Below are 19,592 nucleotides of genomic sequence, written 5' to 3'. Positions count from 1 at the left end.
GCCACGCCGGCGTCGATGTCGGAGGTGGTGACCACCTTGCCGGGGTGGCCCTGCCTGGCGAAGATCCGCCGGGCGAGGCCGCCGATGAGTTCCAGGCGTTCTGCTGCCGGGTCCACCAGCACCAGCTCGCTGACCGGCAGCGTGTCACGCAGACGCGCGAAGCCGTCGATGAGCTCGGGCGTGTAGGTGGAACCGCCCCCTATGACGGTCAGTTTCATGGTGTCGTGCTAGCCCTTCACTCCAGTGAGTGTGATGCCCTCGACGAAAGCCTTCTGTGCGAAGAAGAAGACGAGGATCACGGGGGCCATGACCAGAACGGTCGCGGCCATGGTCAGGTTCCAGTCGGTGTGGTGTGCGCCCTTGAAGGATTCCAGGCCGTAACTGAGCGTCCAGGCGCCCGGGTTCTCGGAGGCGTAGATCTGTGGTCCGAAGTAGTCGTTCCAGGCGTAGAAGAACTGGAAGAGGGCGACGGCAGCGATGCCGGGCTTGGCCATGGGTACGACCACGCGGAGCAGGGTGCGCAGCTCGCCGCATCCGTCCATCCGGGCTGCGTCCAGGCACTCGTCGGGGATCGTCAGGAGGAACTGGCGCAGCAGGAAGATGGAGAACGCGTCGCCGAAGGCCATCGGGATGATCAGCGGCCACAGGGTGCCGCTCAGGTCCAGTTGCTTGGCCCAGAAGAGGTACATGGGGATGATGACGACCTGGGGCGGCAGCATCATCATGGAGATGACGAGCATCAGGGAGAGTTTGCGGCCGCGAAAGCGGAACTTCGCCAGCGCGTACGCCACCGGGATCGAGGAAGCCACCGACAGGACGGTTCCCAGGCCCGCATAGAGCAGGGTGTTGCGCCACCAGATCAGGAAGCCGGGCGTGTCGAAGACTTTTCGGTAGTTGTCCCATTCCCAGGTGTCGGGGATGAGGTCGCGGGTGAGGGCCTGCTGGTCGCTCATCACCGACGTGAGGAAGAGGAAGACGAAGGGCAGCACGAAGAAGAGCGCCGCGGCGATCCCGAGGGCGTGAACGGCTGTCCAGTGCAGTGCTGCCTTGCGGCGCGCGGTCCGTGCGGCAGGCGAGTGAGCGGGAGTGTCGAGGATGTGGGTCATGGGGTCAGTCACCTGCCTGGATGAGCCCGCCGCGGCGCCGCATCAGCAGAGCGGTGAAGGCCATGGAGAGCGCGAAGAGCACGAGGGCGACCACGCAGGCCGAGCCGTAGTCGAAGCGCTGGAAGCCGAGGTTGTAGACGAGCTGGGGAAGCGTGAGCGTGGACTTCTCGGGGTACCCCGGCTCGAACGTCTGCCCGCTGCCGCCGATGATGCCGGAGGCCACTTTCCCCGCGACGAGGGGCTGTGTGTAGTACTGCATGGTCTGGATGACGCCGGTGACCACCGCGAACAGCAGGATGGGAGAGATGTTGGGCAGTGTGACGAAGCGGAACCGCTGCCAGGCCGAGGCCCCGTCGAGCGAGGCGGCCTCGTACTGGTCCTGCGGGACGTCGAGGAGCGCGGCCATGAAGATCACCATCAGGTCGCCGATGCCCCATACCGCGAGGAGGGTGAGGGCCGGCTTGGACCAGGTGGGGTCGGTGAACCAGCCCGGGGAGGGGAGGCCGGCGGATTCCAGGAAGGCGTTGACGGGGCCGGTGCCGGGGTTGAGCAGGAAGACGAAACCGAGAGTGGCGGCGACGGGCGGGGCGAGGTAGGGCAGGTAGAACAGGGTGCGGAAGATGCCGGTCCCCAGCTTGATCCTTGTGATCAGCATGCCGATGCCCAGTCCGAAGACCACGCGCAGGGTGACCATCACGACCACCAGCCAGAGCGTGTTGCCCATGGCCGGCCAGAAGCCGGGATAGTCCCTGAACACGTAGATCCAGTTGTCCAGGCCGGAGAATGCCGGCGCTCTGAAGCCGTCGTACTTCATGAAGGAGAAGTACACGGTGGACAGCAGCGGGTAGGCGAAGAAGACCGTGAAACCGATCAGCCACGGTGACATGAAGGCCGCGGTGCGAAGGTTGGCGCGTCGGCGCCGGGCTTTGAGATGGTCGGCCGCGGCCCCGGCCCCTTGAGGGGCCGCGGCGGTGGTGCGGGCGTTCACTTCGCCTTCTCGATGTCCGTGTCGATCTGCTGGGCGGTCTTCTCCAGGTCGGACTTCAGGTTCGCCTTGCCGCTCTCGTGGCGGAAACCGAGGTCCTGGAGCGTCACCTGGTAGGCGCCGCCGTTGACGGAAGCCGGGGTGGTGGTGGACTTGGGGTTCGCGGCGATGTCCAGGAAGGTCTTGAAGCGCGGGTCGAACTTCAGCCTCGGCGAGGCGAGAGCGGCGGTCGTCGAGGGGACGTTGCGCAGTTCGTTGGCGAAGTCGACCACCGCGTCGGTGTCAGTCGTCAGGTACTTCAGGAACTGCCACGCGGCGTTCTGCTTGTGGCTGGTGGCCGCGATGCCCGCGATGGTGCCGGACAGGTAGCCCTTGCCGTACTCGCCGATCTGGTCCGCGGGGACCGGCAGGGGAGCGACGCCGATGTCGAAGGGGACCTTGGCGTCCAGCGCCATGCCCAGCCGCCACTCGCCGTCGAGCTGCATGGCGACCTGCTGGGTGTGGAAGGGGTGCTTGGCGCCCCACTCGTCACCGAAGGTGGTGCGGAAACGCTCGAGCTTGTCGAAGCCGCCGAGCTTGGTCACCAGGTTCTTCTGCCAGGTCAACATCCTCGCGAAGGCCGGGTCCTTGGCGACGTTCGACTTGCCGCTCGCGTCGAAGTAGGTCGGGCCCCACTGGGCGGCCAAGTGGCCAATCGTGGATTCGTAACCGTGGAAGTTCGGCATGAATCCGACCCGCTCGTAGGACGAGCCCTTCGGCTTGGTCAGCTTCTTGGCGATCTCGTCGAACTCGTCCCACGTCTTGGGCGGTGCGGTGATGCCCGCCTCCTTGAACGCGTCCTTGTTGTAGTAGAGACCGTAGGCGTCGCCCAGCAGAGGCAGCGTGCAGCGCTTGCCCTCGAACTGGGTGTAGTCCAGTCGCGTCCTGGCGAAGGTCTTCTCCAGGTCGAGCTTGGACTTCTGGACGAATGGAGCCAGGTCGGCGAAGGCGCCGGAGGAGCAGAACTTGCCGACGTTGTCGGTGGTGAAGGAGGAGACGACGTCAGGTGCGTTGGAGCCGCCGGCGCGCAATGCCTGCTGGATCTTGTCGTCGGTGACGTTGCTGACGACCTTCACCTTGATGTTCGGGTGGACCTTCTCGAACCTCTTGACGTTGGCGTTCACCGCCGCGACCTCGTTGGGCGCGGACCAGCCGTGCCAGAAGGTCAGTGTCACCTCCGCGTTGGGATCGTCGTCCGCACTGGCCCCGGTCGATCCCGTACAGGCTGTGGCGAGGAGTGCTATGGCGGCGGCCAGGGCGCCGACGGTTGCTTTGCGGTGCATGGCAGGTCTTTCTGGTCGTGAGGAACGGGATTCCGGACGGGTGTTGCGACGGACGGAGCGCAGGGTGGAGCAAGCACCCCGTTGTCGCTGTCGCTGTCGCTGTCGCGTGAGGGGCGGGCGGGGTGTGCGCGCGGGCACACCGACCAGTGCGGTGAGGCGATGTGGAGGGTGATTCCCTGTCCCGGCCGCCGTTCTGGGAAACCAGCGGCCGGGGCAGGCGTCTGTGTGGAGAGGGGGGCGGAGCGGCTAGCGCGACGTGTCGAACACTTCGTCGCGGGTGGCGGCGAGCGCGCTCTCCAGCGCTCCGTGCCGGACAGGGTGGTCGGTGACGTCGCCGAGCACGAGGCGCGGCCGCGCTGCGGCTAGCTCGTGCAGTTCGGAGGTGACGCGGTTCAGGAGAGGGTTGCCGCCAGGGGCGATGGCCTCTCCGGCGAGCACGACGAGTTCCGGATCGAGAACGGCCACCAGTGAGGCCAGTCCTGTGGCCAGGCGGGTCGCGTAGGCATCGAGGAACGCTCCGTATGCCCCTTCGTCCGACGCGGCCGCCCGGCCGAGCAGTCGGGCTGCGACCTCCGGGTACGGGCCGTGCGGAACGTCGGCGATGCCGTGCTGGCGGGCGAGTTCAGGCAGCACTTGCGCGCCCGCCAGGTTCTGGTAGCCCCCGCCGTTCGCCTGGGTCACGCCGCGGACCAGCGGCGCCCCGGGCACGGGGAGGAAGCCGAGCTCGCCCGCCCCGCCGGTGAAACCGCGGTGGAGGCGGCCGCCCATCACCAGGGCGGCTCCCAGTCCTTCGCCGTTCCACAGCAGTACGAAGTTCTCGTGCTCTCGGGCCGCACCGGCGTGCTGCTCGGCGATGGCGACCAGGTTCACGTCGTTCTCGTACTCCACTGGCATCGGCAGCGCGGTCGCCAGCTTGCCGAGGAGCGTGGGGGAGTGCCAGCCAGGCAGGTGCGAGGCGTATCGCAGCCGCCCGGTGCTCGGGTCGAAGGCGCCCGGCGTGCCGATCACCACCCGGTGAATGTCTGAGCGGGCCAGCCCGGCGTCCTTGATGGCTCCGTCAAGCGCCCCGGTCACCTGAGCGGGGACATCTCCAGCCCGCCGGCCCGGTGTGAGCAGCTCGCACTGTCCCACGACGCTGCCGGTCACGTCGGCCACCGCCGCGTGGATCCGCTGGGGAGTGACGTCGAGCCCCGCGACGAACGCGGCGCGCGGATTGATCGTGTACAGCTGTGCGCTGGGGCCGGGGCGGCCGGTGCTGGTGCCGGTGGCCAGAACGAGGCCGGAGGCTTCCAGGCGGCCGAGAAGCTGGGAAGCCGTGGGCTTCGACAGACCGGTGAGAGCGCCGACGCGGGTTCGGGACAGTGGGCCGTGCTCCAGAAGCAGATCAAGGGCGGCCCGGTCGTTCATCGCCCGCAGCACGCTGGGCGTACCGGGGACGCTGCCGCCTGAGTTCTGGGCCATGGTTCCACGCTGCCTTCCGTTCACCCCCCGGCCGACTGTTAGGAACGTTTCCGGTTGGTTGCGGAGAAACTACGTCTACTCGTGGGGAGCGTCAAGGGGTGTCCTGTCGCAGAACGGCGTCGGGCGTACGGACGCGTAGGGCCGCCGGGACAGAAGCGTCAACCCGCTGCGCGCACGTCCCCGACGCCGAGTTGACACATCACGCTGATGCCGGGTCGCGGTACACGTCGCTCGCGCTCGCCGAGCACCTCGACCGGGCTGGTACTGCCGCGTCGACCGGATCGGTCGGCGACGCCTACGACAACGCCCTGACGGAGTCCACGATCGGCCCGTTCAAAGCCGGGCTGACCAAGCCCTGCCGCCCTGGGAAGCCGTTGCCTGAGTTGCCGCCGTTCGTCCAGGCGGGATCGTGCTCGTCATAGCCGAGACGGTCGGTGATCTCACCCTCGAGAGCGGAGTCCAGGAGCCGCTTCGTCAGCTGTCCTCGCGGAGCTGGAGCAGCCCGCTCTCACCGGTCGGTCGCAGGCCCTCGGCCTGGGCCCGGCCCGCCAACTCGTCGATCAGCCGGTCGTCCACAGACTTCGACGGCGGCGTTTCAGACGACTCGGTGGACCCGGCCCCGGTCACGTCGTTGCTGGTCAGCGATGCGTCTTCCCTGATCGGGAGTCACACCGAACGTGTGGCTCTGGCTCACATCCGGTGGAAACGCACCGTGCCAAAGGTTACCGACGGCAAGGTTCGCGGACGGGAGAGGCATACAGGGGGGTGTCGGCTGGATCGTCGCCCCGGATGCATCGGCAGTGCTCGCCCGCGAGCCTCATCTTGCCAGAGCCGAACGTTTACAGTCCCTCAGCCGATGTGGAAGCTGTCGCCGTACACTTTCCAGTCGAGCGGGGGATTGAGGTTGAAATTCCCCTCTTTCAGGAAGATCCGCTGAGCGGTGTCCACTCGGCTGGTGTCACTGTGTGCTTCCTCCTGCTTCATCGCCCAGACGCGCGCATCGAGGTAGGCGTTGAGGTAGTTTGTCTCGTCGCCCCCCTGGGCCGGCGGCTTCGCCTTGGCCAGTGCACGCTTGCGGATGTTGCGGAAGCTGGTGGAGTCGTCACCGTCGCCGTGCATGACGACGGAGTCGTAGTAGGCGAACTGCCCGAGGACGGAAAGGCCGTCAGCCTTGCCCTGGCTGACGGCAGGGTTGAAGTAGACGCGATCCCGCTCGTCGTTCTGTGCCTGCTGGAAAGCCGAGTCGTTCGCTGCGGAGCGCCAGGCGCTGGGAAAGCCGTCGAGCCCGTCGTGGGAGTCGGTGCCGTTGACCTTGCGCAGTGCCGGGAGGTACCTGGCCAGCGGGTTGCCGGGCTTGCGCTGGGTGTAGAGGGTTACGAGGTCGAGCATGTCACCGGTGCCGGAACAGAACCCGATTATGCCCGCGGTGTATCCCCGCCCGTCCTGGATGTCTTCGATGTACTTGTACTGTGCCTTCCAGTCCAGGGAAGAGTTCTCCGCGCTGGAGACGAGTCGCATGGCGATCTCCTTCTTCGCCGGGTCGTCGAGTCCGATGGCCTGCGGAGCCGCCGCTGCCGGAAGTGTCGCCAGCATGGTTGCTGCCGCGACCGACGCCCCGAGCGTGCCGAGGAAGGCTCGACGCGAGGGGCGGCGCGTTCCTGTTGGTTCAGCGGACCGGGTGCTGGCAGAGAACTGCTGCATGACTGGGCCTCCTGGTGGGGGGACTTCGATGAAGACGCGTGGGCCTGCTTGCGGCGCCCGTATGACAGGAAGCTTACTTACCAGAAGGGGGAGGCCGTGCACAGGTATGTGGCGCCGAGACGTCGAACCTTTACAAACGCATGCCGGGTCAGCGGAATTTTCGGCTCCACGACCTTCGTGCCCACCGCCTCCGACGCCCCGGCCGCGATACGCCTGACGCCCTCCATGACCGCGCCGCGCCCTGCGACCCCCCGGACGCCCGGCGCCTGATCCGGGCCCTCCGCGCCGAGCAGCACACGTTGTACGGCTTCGCCTACTACATCTCGCGGGCCGCCGCGCCGCCCCCACTGTGTACGTCACCTTCGTCACCGGCACGGCGAACGCCACCGCCAGCGGCACCGTGTGTCCGGGGCCGCCTCCGCTGTCCGCCGAGCGGGCCTCGGCTTCCTCGTCCGGGTGGGCCATGAGTACTCCCGCCTCCCGAGCGCCGCCGGCCACGGCGAGGAGTCGCCGTCCCTGCCCGGCAGCCCGCGTCTCCCACCTCGGCGGAGCCGTTCGCGCGGACGACGGCAAGGAAGGTGTGCGCGAGCATGGCCGGGGTGACCAGCGGGACAAGGACGGGTAGCGGCAGACCTGGTGCTCGTCCAAGACCGCCAGGCCCTTGCCGCACTGGAAGAACTCTCCGACGAACGGTGTCACGTGTTCCGGGGACCGCCAGGCCGGGACTTCTGCGGAACCTGGCGCACCAATAGCGTGGGATTCGCCCAGCAGGGGAATCTGTGCCGCGCGTCAGAAGAGGCGTGACGGTCGAGGGAGTCGTCTTGGCCATTCACGCCGCGGTCGTTCCGGACCTTTCGGAAGAGCCGTCCACAGAACCGTCCGGGAATTCCGCTGTTTCCGTCTTTCGTGCCTCGCGCGCACAGAAGCGGATGTATTTCCTTCAGGAACTGGAGGGGAACAGACCCACCTACCACATGCCGGTCTACTGCGTGTTCGACGCAGACGTGGACGAGGACCTGCTGCGGGTCGGCGCACAGCGGCTGCTCGACCGACACGAGGCGCTGCGTACCCGATTCGTCCTGGACGAAGGGGAGTTGACCCAGTGTGTCGACTCCTCGGCGCGGCTCGACTGGTCGGTGGAGGCCGCGGACACTCCACAGGCGGGGGAGGACGACGCCGACGAGTGCATTCGGAGCTGGATGGACGCGCAGTACCGCCGGCCTTTCGACCTCGCCACCGGCCCCCTCTTCCGGGTGGCACTGCTGCGCCGTCCGGCAGGTTCGGATCGCGCCGTACTGGCGCTCGGAATGCATCACATAGTCGGTGACGGATGGTCCGCCGCGATTCTGCTCCGGGAACTCCTCGGGGAATACGCCGCAGAATCGGTCGACGGGCAGAACCCCATGGCGGAGGAACCGGAATTCCACTATGCCGACTTCTCCGAATGGCAGGAGGAATGGCTGGGCGGTCCGGCCGCCGAGCGGCAGCTCGACTATTGGGCCACTCGGCTGGGGGGTGAGCTGCCGACCTCCGCGATACCCGCCGACCGCCGGCCGTCGGCCTCTCCGGACCCGGCCGTTCCCGATCCCGTTGCTTCCGCCCCCGTCGCCCCCCGCACGGCCGCCATGTACGAGGTTCCGCTGCCGGACGCCGTGCTCGGGGGGCTCGACCAGGTCTGCCGGGACACCAGAAGCACGCGCTTCATGGCGATGCTCGCCGCCCTCCAGGTCGTGCTGGGCCGCTATTCCGGCACTGAGGACGTGCTCGTCGGCACCCTGGTGGCCAACCGGAACCGCAAGGAGTTCGCGGACACGGTCGGCCTGTTCGTCAACACTCTCGTGATCCGTTCGGACTTCTCCGCGGACCCCCGGTTCCGGGATCATGTCAGCGCGGTGCGGGACACCGTGGCGGATGCCCAGGACCACCAGGACCTGCCGTTCGAGAGGATCGTCGAGCACCTCAACCCCGGCCGTGTCACCGAACGGGCCCCCTTCTTCGACGTCCTGGTCGGCTTCCACGACGAGGACGTAACCACCGCGGAGCTGCCGGACCTCGGTGTACGGCTGCTCGAAGGCCCCTCCGACACCGCCAAGTTCGACCTGACCTTCGACATCGTGCAGGCCGGCGGCGGGGTGCGCCTCCGGCTGGAATACCGGGCCGACCTCTACGAGGCCGCCACCGTCGAGCGGTTCACCGGGCACTATCTGCGCCTGCTCGGTGCCGCCGTCAACGGGCCCCACCTGCCGCTGTCCGCTCTGCCGATGCTCTCCGACGAGGAACTGCTGCCCCTGACGTCAGAGCCCGCCCCCGCCGCGGCGACGCCGACCCCCGCCGCGGACACGACCGGTCCGCCGCCCTGCGCCCACGAGGTGTTCGCCGAGCACGCGGCCCGCGCACCCGGCGCCGTCGCCGTCACCGACCGCGGGCGCCACCTCGGCTACGGGGAGCTCGACCGCCGCGCGAACCAGGTCGCCCGGCGACTGCGCGACCTCGGCGTGGTCCCCGGCACCCTGGTGGGCCTGTGCGTCCCCCGCTCCGCGGAACTGGTCGTCGGCCTGCTGGGCATCCTCAAGGCGGGCGGCGCGTATCTGCCCCTCGACCCCGACAACCCGCCCGACCGTCTGCGCCACATCGTGGCCGACGCGGGTCTCGTCCATGTCGTCGGCACCACCGGTACCCGTCCGCTCTGGTACGCCCCGGGCATGCGCGCCGTCGACCTGGAAGGCGACGCCGCCGAATTGGACCGGCTGCCGGATACCGCTCCCGACAGCGTCGCCACCCCGGACGACCTTGCCTACGCCATCTACACCTCCGGGTCCACCGGACGACCCAAGGGCACCCTGGTCCCGCACCGCAACATCACCCGGTTGTTCTCCGCGACCGAGCACTGGTTCGGCTTCGGCGCCGGCGACGTCTGGACCCTCTTCCACTCCATCGCGTTCGACTTCTCCGTGTGGGAGCTGTGGGGCGCACTCCTGAACGGCGGCCGGCTCGTCATCGTGCCGTACGACGTCAGCCGGTCACCGGAGGAGTTCCACCGGCTGCTGCGCGACGAGAAGGTGACTGTCCTCAACCAGACACCGTCGGCCTTCCACCAGCTCGACCGCGTAGACGGACAGGGTCCGCGGAGCGGGTGGCCGGCCCTGCGGCACGTGGTGTTCGGCGGAGAGGCCCTGGACGTCGGCGCGTTGCGCGGCTGGTTCGAGCGGCACGGCGACACCTCGCCCCGCCTGGTGAACATGTACGGCATCACCGAGACCACCGTGCACGTCACCTACCGTCCGCTGACCGCCCGCGATGCCGAGGAAGGACGCGGCAGCGTCATCGGCGTGCCCATCCCCGATCTGCGGCTGCACCTGCTGGACGGCCGGGGCAGGGCGGTACCCCGGGGAGCCGTGGGCGAGCTGCACGTCGCCGGTGCGGGGCTCGCCCGCGGTTACCTCAACCGCCCGGAGCTGACCGCCGAACGCTTCCCCATGAGCGCGTCGGGGGAACGGCTGTACCGCACCGGTGACCTCGCCCGGCTGCGCGCGGACGGCGAGCTGGAGTACCTCGGCCGCATCGACGACCAGGTCAAACTGCGGGGCTTCCGCATCGAGCTGGGCGAGGTCGAGGCGGCACTCACCGCCCACACCGCGATCGGCGCCGCCGTCGCCCGCGTGCTCCCCGACGCCACCGGCAATCCGGTGCTGGTCGGGTACGTCGTACCCACCACGGAGCCCACCACGGAGCCCAGCGCGGAGGTCTCCCCGCGGCCCGGGTCCGGCGCCCCCGCGGACGCCACTCCCGCGACCGACCCCGCGGCCGCCTCGGACATCCCCGGCACCCTGACCGTCGACGCGCTGCGCGCGCACCTCGCTTCCCGGCTGCCCGAGTACATGGTCCCCGGTGTGTTCGTCACCTTGCCTGCCTTCCCCCTCACCGCCAACGGCAAGGCCGACCGTCGCGCCCTGCCCGCCCCCGGCGCGGACGGGGCGACGATCCTGGGGTCCGCCGCCGGGCACGAGCCGGTGAGCGGACCGGTCGAGACGGCGCTCGCCGAGATCTGGCGGGAGGTCCTCGGCCACGAGCGGATCGGCGCGCTCGACAACTACTTCGCCCTCGGCGGCGACTCCATCCGCTCGCTCCAGGTGCTCGCGCGCGCCCGCGACCGCGGACTGCGCTTCGCCGTCGCGGACCTGATGCGGTTCCAGACCGTGCGCGGTCTCGCCGGTGCGATCCTCCGCGACACGGACACGCCGTTCGGCACGGAGCCTGGCGCTCCGTCCGACACGCCGTCCTACCGGCCGTTCTCGCTCCTCACCGACGAGGACCGTGAGGCGCTGCCTCCCGGGCTGGAGGACGCCTACCCGATGACCCGGCTCCAGGCCGGGATGCTCTTCCACAGCGACCTGCCCGCCGGGACCGGCCGGGTGTACCACAACGTCGCCTCCTACCATGTCGGAGCACCCTGGTCCGAGCGCGCCTGGCGGTGTGCGATCCACGAGGCCGGTGCCCGGCACGAGATGCTGCGCACCTCCTTCGACCCGCACGGATTCGGCGAGCCCCTCCAGCTCGTCCACCGCGACGCCCGTCCCCGCATCACCTTCGAGGACCTGCGCGGGCTGGACGACACCGCGCGGGAAGCCGCCGTGGCCGCACACTACGAGGCCGAGCGCGCGCGTCCGTTCGTCTGGAACGAGGCGCCGCTGATCCGCTTCCATGTGCAGCGCCGCACCGACGCGACGTTCCAGCTGTTCGTCGCCGAGCACCACGCGGTCATGGACGGCTGGAGCGAGCGCTCCCTCCTCACCGAACTCGCCACCCGCTACGTCCGGCTCCGCGCCGAAGAGGACGACGGGACCCGGGCCGGGTCCGTCCCCGCGCCGCGCTCCCGGTTCGCCTCCTTCGTCGCGCTGGAGCGCGCCGCGCTCGCCGACTCCGCCCAGCGGGGCTTCTGGGACGAAGTGACCGAGGGCGCTCCTGTGACCCGGCTGCCCCGCGGCGCCGCGGCCGGCGGACCGCCCCGGATGACGTGGCACCACGCACCACTGCCCGCCGCCCTTCACGAACAGCTGGCCGCGCTCGCCGCCGACCTCGGAGTGCCGCTGCGCACCGTCCTGCTCGCCGCGCACCTTCGCGTCATGGCCCTGATGAGCGGCGCCGACGAGGTCACCACCGGCGTGGTGCTGGGCGGCCGCACCGAGGAGCCGGACGGCGACAAGGTCGTGGGCGCGTTCCTCAACACGCTTCCCTTCCGGCTCGCCCTCACCTCCGAGAGCTGGCGGGACCTCGTGCGCCGCGTCGCCGACCTCGACATGCGGGTGCACGGGCACCGGCGCTACCCGCTCGCCGAGGTGGTGCGCCGCAACGGCGGGGCGGCGCCCTTCGAGACGTTCTTCAACTACACGCACTTCCACGTCGAGCGGGAGGGGCCCTCCGGCGAGGCGTTCACCGTTCTCGAGGAGACCGGGGAGGCCGCCACGGACGTCGCGTTCGGCGCGGAGTTCTCCCGCACCCCCGACGGCCGGCTGCTCGAACTCGGACTGCGCTACGACGCGGCGTGCTTCACCGCCGAACAGATGGCCGCGGTGCACGTCTCCTACACGGCGGCGCTGCGGGCCCTCGCCGAAGGGCCCGGCCAGGACTCTCTCGCGGCCGACCTGGTCCCGCCGCAGGACCGACGCCGCCACGCCGAGTGGAACGCCACCGAGAAGCACTACGAGGCACCGCACACGCTCACCGAACTCATCGACCAGCAGGTGCGGCGCACACCGGACGCGACGGCGGTTCGCTTCGAGGGCGCGGCGCTCGACTACCGGCAGCTCGGCGAGGCGGCCGAACGCCTTGCCGCCCGCCTACGGGCCCTCGGCGCCGGACCCGGTGCCTTCGTCGGCCTGCTCATGGACCGCTCGCTGATGCTGCCGGTGGCCCTGCTCGCCGTGCTCAAGTCCGGTGCGGCGTACGTGCCGCTGGACCCTGAGCACCCCGAGGCGCGCACCCGTGCGCTGCTCGCGGAGGCCGGCATCGCCCTGGTCGTCGCCGACGGCCACCTGGCGGACGCGCTGCGGGTGCCGGGGGCGGAGGGTCCGGACGCCGCAGGTCCGACCGTCCTCGTGGTGGACGATCCGGGCCCGAACGCGGGCGCCGATCCCGCGAACGGTCTCGCGGAGGCCGCCGCCGGACCTGATGACCCCGCCTACATGATCTTCACCTCGGGTTCGACGGGCACGCCCAAGGGGGTGGTGGTCTCGCATCGCGCCATCGCCAACCGGCTGCTGTGGATGCAGGACGCCTACGGGCTCGTCCCCGGTGAACGCGTGCTGCAGAAGACGCCGTACACCTTCGACGTGTCGGTGTGGGAGCTGTTCTGGCCCCTGCTCACCGGCGCCGCGCTCGTCCTAGCCCGGCCCGGCGGCCAGCGCGATCCCGCCTACCTGGCCGGCCTCGTCCAGGAGGAGGGCGTCAGCACGGTGCACTTCGTGCCGTCGATGCTCGGCGCCTTCCTCGACGACCCCCTCGCGGTACGGCTCGCCCGCGGTCTCACCCGCGTCGTGTGCAGCGGCGAGGCCCTGCCCCATGAGGTGCAGAGGCGGTTCTTCGACCTGCTGCCGGGCGTCGAGCTGTACAACCTGTACGGGCCCACCGAGGCGGCCGTCGACGTCACCGCGTGGCGGTGCCGGCCCCAGAGCGAGGACGCCGTGCCGATCGGCCGGCCCATCGCCAACATGCGCACCCACGTCCTGGACGCCCGGCTGTCCGAGGTGCCGACGGGTGTCACCGGCGAGCTGTACCTCGAAGGCGTCGGACTGGCCCTCGGCTACCACGGACGCCCCGATCTCACCGCCGAGCGGTTCGTCGAGCACACCGACCCCCAAGGCGTCGCCCGTCGCCTCTACCGCACCGGCGACCTCGCCCGGCACCGTGCGGACGGCGCGCTGGAGTACGCGGGGCGCACCGACCACCAGCTGAAGATCCGCGGCTTCCGGGTCGAGCCCGGTGAGATCGAGGCCGTGCTCGCCGAGCACCCCTCGGTCCGCGCGTGTGTGGTGCTGCTGCGCGGCGAACGCCTGACCGGCTACGTCGTGGCCGGCACCGCCGAGGGGGCCGGGGCGGTGGACGACGCCGCGGCCGGCGCGGAACTGGACATCGAACTGGACACCTGGGCCCGCACCCGGCTGCCGGCGCACATGGTGCCCTCGGCGTGGGTGCGGCTCGACGTACTGCCCCTCACCCGCAACGGCAAGCTCGACCGGGCCGCGCTGCCCGAACCGCGACCGGGCCGCACCGTGCCCCGGGAGCCGTCCCGGCCACCCCGTCGAGGTACCGAAACCCGCCTCGCCCGCATCTGGGAGGAGCTCCTCGGCACCGGACCGGTCGGCGCCGACGACGACTTCTTCGCGGCGGGCGGGCACTCGATCGACGCGCTGCGCCTCATCGGCCGCATCAACAAGGCGTTCGACGAGCACCTTTCGGTCTCGACGGTCATGGAGCACCCCACCGTGGCGCGTCAGGCGCAGGCGCTGCGCGCCCGACGCCGCCCCGAACACCCGGACACCGTCGTCCGCATCCGCCCGCACGGCGACCTGGCCCCGCTCTTCCTCGTCCATCCCGTAGGAGGCGACGTCCTCTGCTACCACGCACTCGCCACGGCGCTGTCCCCGGGCCGCCCCGTGTACGGCTTGGCGGCTCCCGGACTGACGGCATCCGCCCCGACCACCCGGGGCCCGGCCCCCGCTGACCCGCGCGGCCTCGATCCGGCGGCCCGGCCCACCGTCCCGTCCCTCGCCGCCGCCCACGTCGCCGCACTGCGCGAAGTCCGGCCGCACGGCCCCTACCATCTGGCCGGCTGGTCTCTGGGCGGGCTGCTCGCCTACGAGATGGCCCATCAACTGCACGTCGCCGGCGAGGAGGTGGCGACCCTCGCACTGCTCGACACGGCCTACCCCGGGGCCACGGACGTGCCCCCCGACGAGGCCGCCCTGCTGGAGTGGTTCCACGACGACCTGGCCCGGTCCGCCGGGGCGGACCCCGGCGACGCCGCGCGGGACACCTTGCGGGCCGAGCTGCTCGCTGCCGTCGACACCCCCGCCCGGCTGCGGGCGGTAGCCGCCGCGCTCACCGCGCACGACTCCGCCCCGGCCCTCGGCGACGACGAACTCGCCCGCCACTACGCCGTGTTCCGCACCGGGCTGCTCGCGGCCGCACGGTACGAGCCCCCCGTCGCCGCCGGCCCCGTGCACTTCCACCAGAGCACCACCGGCGCCGCCCTGCGTTCCGCCGACCACTGGGCCGCCCGGACACCGGACGGTCTCCTGCGGCACGACAGCGACGCCGACCACTACCAGCTGGTGCGGATGCCCCACGTGACGGCCGTCGCCGCCTCCCTCGACGCCGCCCTGGACCCGGCCGCCCGACCGGACCCGCGCCGCACGCAGTGATCGCGTACACCGCACCGCACGACCTCCCACACCACAGAACGGACACCGTCACCGTGACGAGCCAGCCCCCGGCGCCCGCCGCCGAACTCAGCGGCCGCATCCGCGGCGGGCCGAGCGACCTGCTGCACGAGGAGCTGCTCGCCCCGCAGTTCCAGTTCGAGGTCCGCCACCTGCTGGAGCACTACATCGCCGTCGAGAAGACCCTGGCGTCCGAGTACACCCGTATGGGTCTGCTCAGCGCGGCCGAGGCCCACTCCGTCGCCGCCCTCCTGGACGCGGTGGGCCCCGACACCCTCACGGCCCGCCCCGACGCCAACATGTCGGACATCGCCTTCGCCCTTGAGCGGCACGTCACGGCCGGGCTGCCGGCTCCGCTCCCGCGCTGGCACGTCGACCGCAGCCGCAACGATCTCCAGGCCTGCGCCCAGGCGATGTTCGGGCGCGACCGGATCGCCCGGCTCGCCGGCTCGCTGCTGGAGCTGTGCGCCGTCCTCCTCGAACGCGCCGAGGACACCCGTGGACTGCCCATGCCCGGCTACACGCACTTCCAGGCCGCGCAGATCATCACCCCGGGCTTCTACCTGGCCGCTTTCACGGACCAGTTGCTGCACACCCAGCGCCGGCTGCTGCACACCTACGACGGGATGAACGCCTGCCCGCTCGGCGCGGGAGCCATGGCAGGCCAGGAACTGCCCTGGGACCGCGATCGGATGGCCCGCCTGCTGGGCTTCGACCGTCCCCACCCCAACGCCCTCACCGCCGTCGCCTCCCGCCGCTGGAGCGCCGAGGCGACGGCCGAACTCAGCCTGCTCGGCGCCGCCCTGAGCCGCTTCGTCACCGACCTTCTCACCTGGGGCGGCAGCGAGCACGGCTTCATCGAGCTGCCCGACGAATTGTCCGGCATCTCCTCGGCGATGCCGCAGAAGAAGAACTACCCGGTCCTGGAGCGGATCCGGGGCCGTACGGCCCACCTGACCGCCTTCCACGCCGATGTCCTCCTCGGCCAGCGCAACACGCCCTTCAGCAACCTCGTGGAGGTCTCCAAGGAGGCCGGTACGCACGTTCTGACCGCTTTCGACTCGGCGCACGGCACGGTCCGGCTGCTCACCGAGGTGATGCGCCGCCTGCACTTCCGCGCCGACCGGATGCGCGCGGTGTGCGAGCGCGAGTACCTGGGCGGCTTCAGCCTCGCCAACGCGCTGACCCTCACCGAGGGAGTGCCGTGGCGGACCGCGCAGGTGGTCGCCGGGAAGTACGTGGTGAGTGCCTGCGAGGCAGGGGTTTCGCCCCGCCCCGGCCGGCCGGACCTGCTGACCCGGGCCGCCGCCGAGCAGGGGCTGGTCCTGACCGCACCCGCCGCCCTGCTCGCCGACGCCTTCGATGTGGACCGCGGCCTCGCCCGCCTGGCCTCCGCCGGCTCCGCGCACCCCGACGCCGTACGGGAGACGCTGCGGTCGCAGCGCGCCGCCCATGAGGAGACACGCGCCGCGTGGGACCGCCGCGCCGAGGCCGTCCGCGCGGGCGCGTCCGAGACGAACCGCGCCCTGCGGCCGGCAGGGGGGGAGCGCTGATGCCCCCACCCCCGCCGAACGGTCCGGTCGGCGCCCCCACCCCCGCCGCCCCGGTCATCGCCCTCGGACCACCGGCCGGCACCGGGCACGCCTTCGGCACCTTCGGTGAGTTGCTCCAAGGCGCCCTGCCCGCCCCCCACAGCGACTTCCTCGTCACCTTCCCGCTGGCCCGCTGGGCCACGGCCGTCTTCCGTCCCGACCCCGAAGCGCGCGAGGTGCGGGTAGTGCCCGCGCACAAGGACAAGTCCCGGCGCGTCGCCCAGGCGGTCCTCGCCGTACTCGGCGAGGACGGCGGCGGACTGCTGGAGCTCGGCGGCGACCTCCCCGAGGGCAAGGGCATGGCCAGTTCCTCCGCCGACCTCGTCGCCACCGTGCGGGCCGTCGGCGACGCGCTCGGGCGGACGTTCACCCCCGCGCAGATCGAGGCGTTCCTGCGCGGCGTGGAGCCGGCCGACGGAGTCATGTACGACGAGATCGTCTGCTTCCACCACCGGGCGGTACGACTGCGCCGAAGACTCGGCACCCTGCCCCCGCTCGCCCTGATCGCGCACGACGAGGGCGGACAGGTCGACACCGTGGCCCACAACCGGACCGCGACGGCGATCGGTACGGCCGACCGGCACGAGTACGCCCGGTTGCTGAACCGGCTCACCGACGCCGTCGGCACGGGCGACCTGCCCGCGGTCGGCGAGGTCGCCACCCGCAGCGCCGAACTCAACGCCCGCAGACGTGCCCACGCCGGGTTCGCCGAACTGCGCGCGCTGTGCCGCGAGGTCGACGGCCACGGCATGGTCGTCGCACACAGCGGCACCCTCCTCGGCGTCCTCCTCGAAGCCCGCGACCCCGAACTCGACGCCAAGGCGGCTCACATCCGCGCCGGCTGCACCCCGCTGGGCGGCGAGGTCTCCGTCCACCGCGCCCTGGGCGCCGGTGACGACTGGGCCCCCGCCCCGCCCCCGAAGCCCCCGGCCACCCCTCTCAGCAGCCACCGACTGGAGATCTGAGCATGCTCTTCGACACGCTGACGGACGCGATCGGTCGCACGCCGCTGGTCCGGCTGCGCCTCGGCGCGGAACGCGGAGTGGAGGTCTACGCGAAGCTGGAGCTCCAGAACCTGTTCGCGATGAAGGACCGGGTCGCCCGCAACATCGTCCTCGAAGCCAGACGGCTCGGCACCCTGCGCCCCGACGCCCCCCTGGTGGAGAGCTCCTCCGGCACCATGGCGCTCGGCGTCGCCCTGGTCGGCCGCTCCCTCGGCCACGAGACGCACATCGTCACCGACCCGCGCATCGACCCCGTCACCCTGGCCAAACTCCGCGCGCTCGGCTGCCACGTGCACATCGTCGAGGCGATGACCAGCCACGGCTGGCAGTCGGCCCGGCTCGAACGGCTCGCGGAGCTGATGGCCGAGCTGCCCGGCGCCTTCTGGCCGCAGCAGTACACCAACCCCGACAACCCCGGCGCCTATCGCGACCTCGCGCGTGAACTGCTCGACGATCTCGGTCACATCGACGCGCTCGTCGGCGCGGTCGGCAGTGGCGGCTCGCTGTGCGGGACCGGGCGGGCGCTGCGGGACACGCTGCCCGCCGTGCGCGTCGTCGGAGTCGACTGCGTCGGCAGCGCCCTGTTCGGGCAACCCGACGTGCCGCAACGGCTGCAGAGCGGCCTCGGCAACAGTCTGCTGCCGAAGAACCTCGACCGCTCCCTCGTCGACGAGGTCCACTGGCTCAACGACCACGAGGCGTTCGCCGCCACCCGCGAACTCGCCCGCGAACAGCAGATCTTCGGCGGCAACACCTCCGGCTCGGTCTACCGTGTCCTCGGCGACCTGGCCCGGCGCGCCGAGCCCGGCTCCCGCATCGTGGGAATCCTGCCCGACCGGGGCGACCGCTACGCGGACACCGTCTACAGCGACGAGCACTGGGACGGCCACGGCCTGCGCGACCTCCCGGCGCCCGACCGGCCGGCCGTCGTACCCGCCGGGACCGCCGTCACGAGCTGGTCCCGCCAGTCCTACGCCGCCCCCGTCGACCTGCGCCGGCACCTCGTCTTCGTCGAGTCCAACACCACCGGCACCGGCATGCTCGCCCTCGGCCTCGCCCGGGACCGGCTCGGCCTCACGCCCGTCCTGCTGACCGGCGACCCCGCCCGCTACCGGGGGCTGGCGGCGACCGGCGCCGAGGTGATCCGCTGCGACACCAACTCCGACGCCGCGCTGCGAGCCGCCGTACAGCACCGCTTCCGCCGCGAGGAGATCGCGGGGACCACCACCACCAGCGACTTCTACGTCCCCGCCGCCGCCCGACTGGCCCGCTGGCTCGGCCTGCCGGGCAACCCGCCGGAGGCGGTGACCGCGTGCCGGGACAAGTCGGCCCTGCGCGCGCTGCTGGAGGACGCGGGGGTGCGCCAGCCCCGGTACGCGGTGGTGCACGAACCCGGCGAGGTCGCCGCAGCCGTCGCCCGGACGGGTCTGCCGTGCGTGGTCAAGCCCGCCGACGACTCCGGCTCGGTCAACGTCCTGCTCTGCGCCGACGAGGCGGAGGTCCGTGCCCAGACCGAGCGGATACTCGCCGTCACCGTCAACGCGCGGGGCATGCCGACCGCACGGACCGTCCTCGTCGAGGAGTACCTCGACGGCCCCGAGTACAGCGTGGAGACCTTCAGCCGGGACGGCCGAGCGGAATGCGTCGGCATCACCGCCAAGTCGGTCACCGGCTCACCCCACTTCGTGGAGAACCGCCACCTCTTCCCCGCCCCGCTCCCGGCCGCCACGGCGCAGCACGTCATCGAGACGGTGACGGCCGCCCTGGACGCTGCGGGGTTCCGCCTGGGTGTCGCCCACAGCGAGGTGAAGCTGACCGGCGACGGGCCGGCCGTCGTCGAGATCAACCCGCGGCCCGCGGGCGGCATGATCCCCGAACTGGTGCGCCTGGCCTGCGGCGTGGACCTGCTGGAGCAGCAGCTCAGGGCCGCGGTCGGCCTGGAGCCCGACCTCAAAGCCGTCCCGAGGTCCCACGCCGGCATCC

At 71.2% G+C, this 19,592-nt stretch carries 9 protein-coding genes and 3 pseudogenes; 5 read left to right on the top strand and 7 right to left on the bottom strand.

Annotation, left to right across the window (positions count from 1 at the left end):
• The 5 genes and pseudogenes from ACFWN1_RS21475 to ACFWN1_RS21455 all read right to left on the bottom strand — a co-directional run.
• Positions 1–218: pseudogene (locus ACFWN1_RS21475) on the bottom strand (6-phospho-beta-glucosidase); the annotation flags it as partial.
• Positions 219–227: 9 nt separating this feature from the next.
• Positions 228–1,106, bottom strand: coding sequence for a carbohydrate ABC transporter permease (locus ACFWN1_RS21470; protein WP_384364197.1), 879 nt, complete (start codon positions 1,104–1,106; stop codon positions 228–230).
• A gap of 4 nt (positions 1,107–1,110) precedes the next feature.
• Entirely contained in the window at positions 1,111–1,992 is an 882-nt protein-coding gene (locus tag ACFWN1_RS21465) for a carbohydrate ABC transporter permease (RefSeq protein WP_384364195.1), read from the bottom strand.
• 98 nt (positions 1,993–2,090) lie between these two features.
• Entirely contained in the window at positions 2,091–3,413 is a 1,323-nt protein-coding gene (locus ACFWN1_RS21460) for an ABC transporter substrate-binding protein (RefSeq protein ID WP_384364193.1), read from the bottom strand.
• A 246-nt stretch (positions 3,414–3,659) separates the two neighbouring features.
• Positions 3,660–4,874 carry an ROK family transcriptional regulator gene (locus ACFWN1_RS21455; RefSeq protein ID WP_384364191.1) on the bottom strand — a complete coding sequence of 405 codons (1,215 nt, stop codon included), beginning with the start codon at positions 4,872–4,874 and terminating at the stop codon, positions 3,660–3,662.
• Positions 4,875–5,065: 191 nt separating this feature from the next.
• Between ACFWN1_RS21455 and ACFWN1_RS21450 the strand changes: the two are divergent.
• A pseudogene (locus ACFWN1_RS21450) lies at positions 5,066–5,221 on the top strand (IS3 family transposase); the annotation flags it as partial.
• Between the two features lie 502 nt (positions 5,222–5,723).
• Here the strand turns inward: ACFWN1_RS21450 and ACFWN1_RS21445 are convergent.
• Both ACFWN1_RS21445 and ACFWN1_RS21440 read right to left on the bottom strand, forming a co-directional pair.
• Positions 5,724–6,575 carry a chitosanase gene (locus ACFWN1_RS21445; RefSeq protein ID WP_384364189.1) on the bottom strand — a complete coding sequence of 284 codons (852 nt, stop codon included), beginning with the start codon at positions 6,573–6,575 and terminating at the stop codon, positions 5,724–5,726.
• A gap of 553 nt (positions 6,576–7,128) precedes the next feature.
• Positions 7,129–7,262: pseudogene (locus tag ACFWN1_RS21440) on the bottom strand (IS701 family transposase); the annotation flags it as partial.
• Between the two features lie 92 nt (positions 7,263–7,354).
• Between ACFWN1_RS21440 and ACFWN1_RS21435 the strand changes: the two are divergent.
• The 4 genes from ACFWN1_RS21435 to ACFWN1_RS21420 all read left to right on the top strand — a co-directional run.
• Positions 7,355–14,995: an amino acid adenylation domain-containing protein gene (locus ACFWN1_RS21435; protein WP_384364187.1), complete on the top strand. Its 7,641-nt coding sequence runs from the start codon at positions 7,355–7,357 to the stop codon at positions 14,993–14,995.
• A 53-nt stretch (positions 14,996–15,048) separates the two neighbouring features.
• Entirely contained in the window at positions 15,049–16,566 is a 1,518-nt protein-coding gene (locus ACFWN1_RS21430) for an argininosuccinate lyase (RefSeq protein WP_384364185.1), read from the top strand.
• Positions 16,566–17,570 (top strand): kinase, encoded by a 1,005-nt coding sequence (locus tag ACFWN1_RS21425; RefSeq protein ID WP_384364183.1) that lies wholly within the window; start codon positions 16,566–16,568, stop codon positions 17,568–17,570. The genes ACFWN1_RS21430 and ACFWN1_RS21425 overlap by 1 nt, the downstream gene beginning before the upstream one ends.
• Positions 17,571–17,572: 2 nt before the next feature.
• The coding region (locus ACFWN1_RS21420) for a pyridoxal-phosphate dependent enzyme (protein ID WP_384364181.1) at positions 17,573–19,592 on the top strand (2,020 nt) is incomplete at its 3' end.

The sequence above is a fragment of the Streptomyces sp. NPDC058459 genome, from assembly GCF_042721685.1.
GTDB lineage: Bacteria > Actinomycetota > Actinomycetes > Streptomycetales > Streptomycetaceae > Streptomyces.
The sequence above is the reverse complement of the archived record's forward strand: the minus strand, read 5'-3'. Positions and strand labels throughout refer to the sequence as shown.

Excerpts from the sequence above, each read along its gene's own strand:
- ACFWN1_RS21470 (WP_384364197.1), bottom strand. The coding sequence starts at position 1,106 with ATGACCCACATCCTCGACACTCCCGCTCACTCGCCTGCCGCACGGACC.
- ACFWN1_RS21465 (WP_384364195.1), bottom strand. The coding sequence starts at position 1,992 with ATGTCACCGTGGCTGATCGGTTTCACGGTCTTCTTCGCCTACCCGCTG.
- ACFWN1_RS21460 (WP_384364193.1), bottom strand. The coding sequence starts at position 3,413 with ATGCACCGCAAAGCAACCGTCGGCGCCCTGGCCGCCGCCATAGCACTC.
- ACFWN1_RS21455 (WP_384364191.1), bottom strand. The coding sequence starts at position 4,874 with ATGGCCCAGAACTCAGGCGGCAGCGTCCCCGGTACGCCCAGCGTGCTG.
- ACFWN1_RS21445 (WP_384364189.1), bottom strand. The coding sequence starts at position 6,575 with ATGCAGCAGTTCTCTGCCAGCACCCGGTCCGCTGAACCAACAGGAACG.
- ACFWN1_RS21425 (WP_384364183.1), top strand. The coding sequence starts at position 16,566 with ATGCCCCCACCCCCGCCGAACGGTCCGGTCGGCGCCCCCACCCCCGCC.